The 7053-nt window shown below is 40.4% G+C and carries 4 protein-coding genes; 2 read left to right on the top strand and 2 right to left on the bottom strand.

All coding sequences use genetic code 11. The features are described 5' to 3' along the window. Nucleotides 1-1177: pyridoxal phosphate-dependent aminotransferase (locus tag BJP37_RS20795; protein ID WP_075901624.1), on the top strand; the 1177-nt coding region annotated here is incomplete at its 5' end. A gap of 261 nt (nt 1178-1438) precedes the next feature. After that, nucleotides 1439-2818 carry a hypothetical protein gene (locus BJP37_RS20790; protein ID WP_198954130.1) on the top strand — a complete coding sequence of 460 codons (1380 nt, stop codon included), beginning with the start codon at nt 1439-1441 and terminating at the stop codon, nt 2816-2818. A gap of 79 nt (nt 2819-2897) precedes the next feature. Here BJP37_RS20790 and BJP37_RS20785 read toward each other — a convergent pair whose 3' ends face one another. Continuing rightward, nucleotides 2898-4580 carry a GTPase family protein gene (locus BJP37_RS20785; RefSeq protein WP_075901622.1) on the bottom strand — a complete coding sequence of 561 codons (1683 nt, stop codon included), beginning with the start codon at nt 4578-4580 and terminating at the stop codon, nt 2898-2900. Nucleotides 4581-4622: 42 nt separating this feature from the next. Then, nucleotides 4623-6140 carry an ammonium transporter gene (locus tag BJP37_RS20780; protein WP_075901620.1) on the bottom strand — a complete coding sequence of 506 codons (1518 nt, stop codon included), beginning with the start codon at nt 6138-6140 and terminating at the stop codon, nt 4623-4625. Nucleotides 6141-7053 lie beyond the last annotated feature (913 nt).

Genomic DNA, 7053 nt, shown 5'->3' with positions numbered 1-7053 from the left:
GCTACGCAATGGAGCCATGTTATCTGCAGGATTAGGGCTGCTCCCCTCCCAATGGGAAGCACTTTTGGCAAAAACACCTCAAGGAAGTAAATCCCGTCTCCAGCTTTCCCAATTAGCTGAGGAAGCAAAAATCATTAATGATTTCCCCAAACTTAAAGCAAGGTTATTAGCCAACGAAAATCCCTTTGGTCCCTCCCAGAAAGCGAAAGATGAAATGGTAAAAGCCCTGGATATTGGCTATCAATATTCATTCTTTGGTGCGGGAGAATTGTCTGATCTGATTGCCGGAAGTTTTGGACTGACCAAAGATAATATATTATTAGGGGCGGGCTCTACTGAACTACTTACCTCTGTAGCTTATTATCTGGCAATAGCCGGAAAGAATAAGGGAAAAATAATTTGTGCCGATCCACCTTACGATTGGTTGATGATTTCTGCAGCTGAGCATGGAATGGACTGGGAAGGTGTTCCGGTAACTAAAGAGAATAATCATAATTTGGATGCCATGGCAGCTAAAGTTACAGAGGATACACCCCTGGTTTATATTTGTAATCCGGCAAACCCTAACGGAACAGTGGTAGATACTGATCAGCTTACCTCATTCTGTAAAGAAGTGTCCAAAAAAACTACTGTATTGGTAGATGAAGCCTATATCGACTATGTGGATGACCCAGGTAAACAGAGTATGGCTTCTTTAATCAAAGAAGGGCATAATATCCTGGTGGCCAGAACATTTTCCAAAGTTCATGGTTTTGCCGGCATTCGTATGGGTTATATTCTAGGCCAGCAGGAATTGTTGGATAAAATCATGAAATATTCTTCCACCATTTCCAAACAGTTTTCTACCTCTTCCCTTTCGGGACTGGCAATTGCCGGAGCTATGTCCAGTTATCAGGATAAAGTATTTATTCAATCCTGTGTGGATAAAACAAATGAAGGAAAAGCTTTTGTTTACAAAGTACTAGAGGAAATGGACTACGAATATGTGCCATCAAGTACCAACTTTATCCTTTTTCCACTTAGAATGCACGGAGATCAATTCCAGAAAGCTATGTTTGAAAAAGGAATAGGAGTGAGAAAATGGAAATTTGCCAAACAACACTGGTGTAGGGTAAGCATAGGCAAAATGGAAGAATTAGAACTATTTGCCGAAGCTTTTAAAGAGGTGGTAGGATAGAAAACCAAAAAAACCTGGTATTTTTCCTGTCTCTTTTACCACTAAAATGTGGTTGAAGCTTCGTTGAAAATACTTAAATTAACAATTCCAGTTACTTAAAACAGATTTGGTATACCAGATTTAAAACATTCGTTTATCTCCGGTATATTTTTTCTGTTTTCGAGTATTATTGCTAATAAGATCGGATTTTTATGTCCTTTTTAATCTCAAAGAAATAATTTTGAGATACATAAATTTTTCTGATACTATTAGTCTAACTGAATGAAAAAAATTACAATTCTTTTCGCATTTCTGGCTATTTCTACCTTTTCCCATGCCCAGACGTTTGATATTCAAAATTCCTTTATCCGATCTTTCAAACCTGATTTTTCTAATGAATTAAAATACATTGATCTGGATAAGGATGGAGACCCTGACCTGATATATTCCTCACTTTCGGATTCCATTCCTCTCATTTGGATTGATGATGATGATGATATGAAAAACGGTGATTTGGAAGGCGACATGGATAATGATTGCCTGATTATAGACCGAAACAGAGATGGGGTTTATGCCGGTCCCGGAGATTTAAGCCTCGACTGGGTAGATCACGATGGAGATGGCGCTGCTGACATGCAGGTGATTGTGGAGAATAAGGAATCTGGCACCACAAATTTTTGGGAATGGTCGAGTAATTATATGTGGATTGTGGATGAGGAAAATGATGATACCTTTCACTATATCAACTGGAAAGACCTTGTTTTAAAGGCCTGGTCACATTATGGGGCCTCCAATTTTTATGAAGATTACCATGGCCAGACTTTGTTTCAAAAAGCACATATTCAGAGCTACAGATACGATGACCTGAGGTACAGTTGGGAAAATCCTTTTCTTTTTTACGATATAGATAAAGATGGTCTTTCAGAAATAGCCATCCGGTTAGAAGATAGCGGAAAATTCAAGGAGGAAAAATCTTTGGATTCCACTCAGGTGGATGCTTATCCTACGGCCATGATCGATCATGTTTACATGGGATTTGACCTGGATAATGATAATGGCCCTTCCAATGAATTTGACTTTGACATGAGTTTGTACTTCTCAGGAGAAGGTTTTTCCTATGCGGATCAAAAGCATCAATTTAAAAACATGCGTGGTTTACCGGCTGCAGATAGCTTATTTTTTGATGGCAGGTGGCGGAAAATGGATGAATTGATTTATGCCGGTCATGATGCTGCCTGGGATTTGGTATATAATAAAGGGAATTGGGAACAAGCCTGGATGACTTTCGATGAGGATGATGATTGTGAACGCTGGGAAAGGGTGGAGTTTTACCAGCCCAAAGACCCCTTTATCATTGGGATGAATAAAGGTGGAATTGACAATAACCCTCAGGCAGACGCTTCCGGAGATAGGGGAGAATGGGATTTGGATAATTCTGGTAAGGGAAATCTTTACATTGGGTTTGATGGAAAAATTCACCTGTTTGGAGCAGAGAAAGGCTATTGGAGAATCGATCAGGATGCCTGGTCGTATCAGGGATGGGGAGGTTTATACGAAGACGGTTATCAAAAAAAGGTCAAACCCTATCCCCTTACTCCCGACTCCCGACTCCCTTTGCTAAAATACCTCAACCCAATTGAAAAATACTATAGAAGTATGTAGGGTGGGCAGTGCAAAAGATAGATAAAAGCAGCTGGGGATAGGATTAGTAGGCACTGCCCACCCTACTAACTACTCCCGACTAAGATTCAGGACTTTCCGGTTTGTTCCTGTATATCATTTCATTATCCGTTTGCCTAACACTGGGCTGATAACCATTGCCAGAAGCTGGATTAGGGTCAACTAAAGACTGAATCTTTTCTGAGGTATTTTTAATAGTCTTTCTAAGGCTCCCAAGTCTATTAGTTTTGTTAGCTTTAACTAGCAACAAACAATCCTTAGCGTTAAAAACAACAATTAGATCAAAATCTTGATATTCAACCCAAATTCGTTCCGGTTTTTTAAGACTAGCAACTGTTATTATTTTCTCGGCTATTTCGATAATTTCATCTTCAGATAATTCGCCGATGTAATCAGTATCGGGTAGCGCTTCGTTGGAGATAATAACTGCACCTATAATGTCATCATGAGCATCTACTAACTCCCTAAGGAGTTTATCGTAATCTTGTTTCTCGTTTAGAATTTCCATTATTTCTTGAGTATTGATATTTTGAAGGCGATTTGATAAAAAATCGTCTTTGATTTGTTCAAGGCTTTTTGGAGAAGTAACTCTAATTTTTCGATATTTATTAAATTCTTCCCTAAATGTTTGTTCAATAAAATCCTTGACTTCCTGGTTACTCTCAGAACCACCAAAATGCCTTTTAGAGAATTTATCACAAACGGACGTAAACGTGAGTCCCATAATTACTACATAGGTAGCAGCTACTGCTCCCGCAGCTGCCTCTACTGCCAGATAACCAGGAGGAAACAAGCCGACCAAAAAACTTGCTGAGATGTTTAAAGTCCCAACTGCTGCAATAGTAAGTACTGTCGTGCCTGTTTGACCAGTAATTGGGTCTATTATTTTGATAATCTTATCGGAATTATATAATTTCGCTATTTCTTTTAGAAGATTAACTTGAGAGGAAATCATGGCTATGACCGCTGAAAGCGGAATAGGAACAAGCCCAGATACAAAGCAAGTTGTAGCAGCAGCAGCAATGTATTTCCAGGCTACCTTCTTTTTGTCTCCAATCTTGACTATTTGGTTGGCAATAATGGCATCTGAATATATAGTTGGTAATAACTCAAGGGTTTTATCTACCAGTTCTTTAAGTCCAAAAGGTTCAATATTTTTATTATTACTATTTAAAGGTTTAGCGGCTACATCAAGAATGTAATAAGCTTTCTCAAAATTACATTCTTTAATCACATTGGCAAGCTTATTAATGTCTTCATTGCTGACAATATCGCACTGAGACAACACTATGATTACAGGAATTTTTAATCGATTTATTTCGTTAATGATATCCGCATCGAAGTCTTCAAATCTTTTTGAAGCCGCATTGATAACATACCAAATTAAGTGTATTTGTGAGGGTAATCCTTCAGATTGTTTGGTATTTAGAAAATTAAACAGATTTTCTTTAAATTCCTGTTCTTTATTCGCTTCATAACCGGCTGAATCGTATAAATTAATGGGTTTCCGTGTATCGACAGAACTATGATCTGGAGTGTAAAGCTTGAATGATTGAGTTACAGGCCATCCCGCATTGGTTTCGGCTTTTTCTACCCCAAATACCTTATTGATCAGAGTACTTTTACCCGTACCAGTCTTACCAATTATGGCTATATTGGGAGCTTTCATTTCTTCAAGGATGTTCTTCAGCTCATCGTTAATTTTTTCAACGGTTTTATTGAGATTATCGTCCATAATCGCCATGATTACTCTCCTAACTCTTTAGTTTGTTAATTCTTTAGTTTGTTAATTCTTTCTTGGCGGATCCTTGAGCGCTGATTCCTTGACATCTGCCCTAAACAAAAAGCCACTGTAGGCGCTCATACGGTGTTCGTGGAAATCTAGACCCTCACGTTCTGCTTTTTCTGTAACTCTGAGATCTGAGGAAAGTATTTTTTTAACGAATAACCAAGCCAGGGAGCTCAGGAAAACCGTTGACAGACCTACTGCAACAATACCGAGTAGTTGAATACCAAGCAGCTTGAGACTATTTATCCCGACACCACGGAACAGTCCGGCTACTGGACCGTCACCGTCACTATACAAATCACCAGGTCCTTCACTGAAAAGACCTAAAGCCAGGGTTCCCCAGACTCCACCGACAAGATGGACAGAAATAGCACCTACTGGATCATCAATTTTCATCCTGTCCCAGAAGTCCACTGAAAAGACCACAATTATTCCTGCAAGCAGACCTATAGCAATAGCGTTACCAATGGTAACGAATCGACAGGATGCGGTAATGGCTACCAAACCCGACAGTACTCCGTTAATAATCATAGTGGGGTCAGGCTTACTGTTAAGATCCCATGGGTTCAACCAGGTAGCTATAGCTGCGGCAATACCCCCTGCACAAGCTGCTGTATTCGTCGTCAGGACAATATGGCTAATTGCCTTGGGCTCTAATTCCATCGTTGAGCCCGGGTTAAAACCAAACCAGCCTAGCCATAAAATAAAGCAACCTAGAATCCCCAGGCTGAGATTGTGTCCGGGCAGCCCATAGGACACGCCATCTATATATTTGCCCTTGCGTGGTCCGAGAAGGTAAACACCCACTAAGGCAGACCAACCGCCTACGGAGTGAACTACGGTTGAACCAGCAAAGTCCCAAAATTTCAGCCCTTGTAGCCAGCCTCCTCCCCAAATCCAGTGACCCGTGATGGGGTAAATGATTGCCACCAGGAGAAGGCTGAACAGACAAAACGCCGCAAATTTGATGCGTTCAGCCACTGCTCCAGACACAATAGTGGCAGCAGTTCCAGCCAAAACCAGTTGAAAAAAGAACTTGGCGTTGAGGGGTATACCAATATGTTTTAGTGAATCGAAGACATCGTTACTTTTAAGGTAAAAGCCACTCAAACCTATAAAAGGGTTCCCATTGCCAAACATGAAAGCAAAGCCAACTGCCCAGTAAGCGGCTGTAGACAGGGCAAACACAATCAGGTTTTTAGTCAAAATGTTGGCGGCGTTCTTTTGGCGGCAAAGACCAGCCTCCAACATCCCAAAGCCCGCGTTCATAAAGAACACTAAACAACCAGTGAATATCACCCAGATAGTATCCAGGGCGATTTTGAGAGATTTAACCTGGTCTTGGAGATATTTAACCTGGTTTTGGAGAGATGTAAGCTCAGAAGGTGGATTCTGGGCTACTGCTACCTCGGCACACAACAAAATGATGATTGCGATCGCGGGCAAGCAAACTTTCCAGCTTTGCAGCCTCCAACCGCTGCTGCACCTTAACCTTTTGCGCTTTTGTCGAGACATTAGTAATAATTAGAATAAGAATAAATACTTTACCACTAGCAGCTGTGGCAATCCACAGTGGTATGGGAATCATGGCAAAATAATTGATTCAAAATCCTGTCGATGGATACCTACAATCTCGGTTATCTGTGCTGATTAGGAATTAGCACAAAAAACCTAGCAGGCTCATAAATCAATTAAGTTTTTTGGCCTTGGGCTACTAGTGAAAACTCTTTTGGTGTAGATAAAACCATACACTTAAATCAGCCTAAGCCCTAAGCAATATCTTACTTTTATAGTAGACCATCTTTTCAAGATTCTCTGCTAACCTTAGGCTTTTTGTTTTTTTGTTCGTGGAATAAATAATATTGATAAATAGCTTGTAAACTCCAAGGCTGATTTAGAATAACCCCAAAAAATGCTTGTATTTATTTCCTAGTCTTGCTTGTTGCCTGTTGCTTGTTACCTTTTGCGAACAATCCTCTGTTTACATCTCAAATAAAAATGCTATATCCCTTTTTTTGATATCGAAAAATAATAATTTAAGCTAAATAATCCAACTTTGATTTGAGCGAGCTTTGAGGATTTATTTTCCTTCCAAAAACTCAAAATTGAAGCCCAAATCTGGGAAGCTCTTTAAAGCTTTCAGGGACTGGTTTCTACCAGAATGACAAAAGAGGGATATAGCCAAACGGGCGTTGCTTAACTCAAGGATGAATTCTTGAAAGCATTAACCTCTTGCCCCCTAAATCGCTCCATTCTGGGGGACGCAAGAGAGTTTTGTGCCCCCCAATGGGGGGCTAGGGGGGCAAAATCATACCATCATTAAGCCACGCCAGTTGCTCCCCAGACTTTCCACACTTCCCACACTCCCCTCTCTTTCCCGATTCCCGATTCCCGATTCCCGATTCCCGATTCCCGATTCCCGATTCCC

This window comes from Moorena bouillonii PNG (genome assembly GCF_001942495.1).
GTDB lineage: Bacteria > Cyanobacteriota > Cyanobacteriia > Cyanobacteriales > Coleofasciculaceae > Moorena > Moorena bouillonii.
The sequence above is the reverse complement of the archived record's forward strand: the minus strand, read 5'-3'. Positions and strand labels throughout refer to the sequence as shown.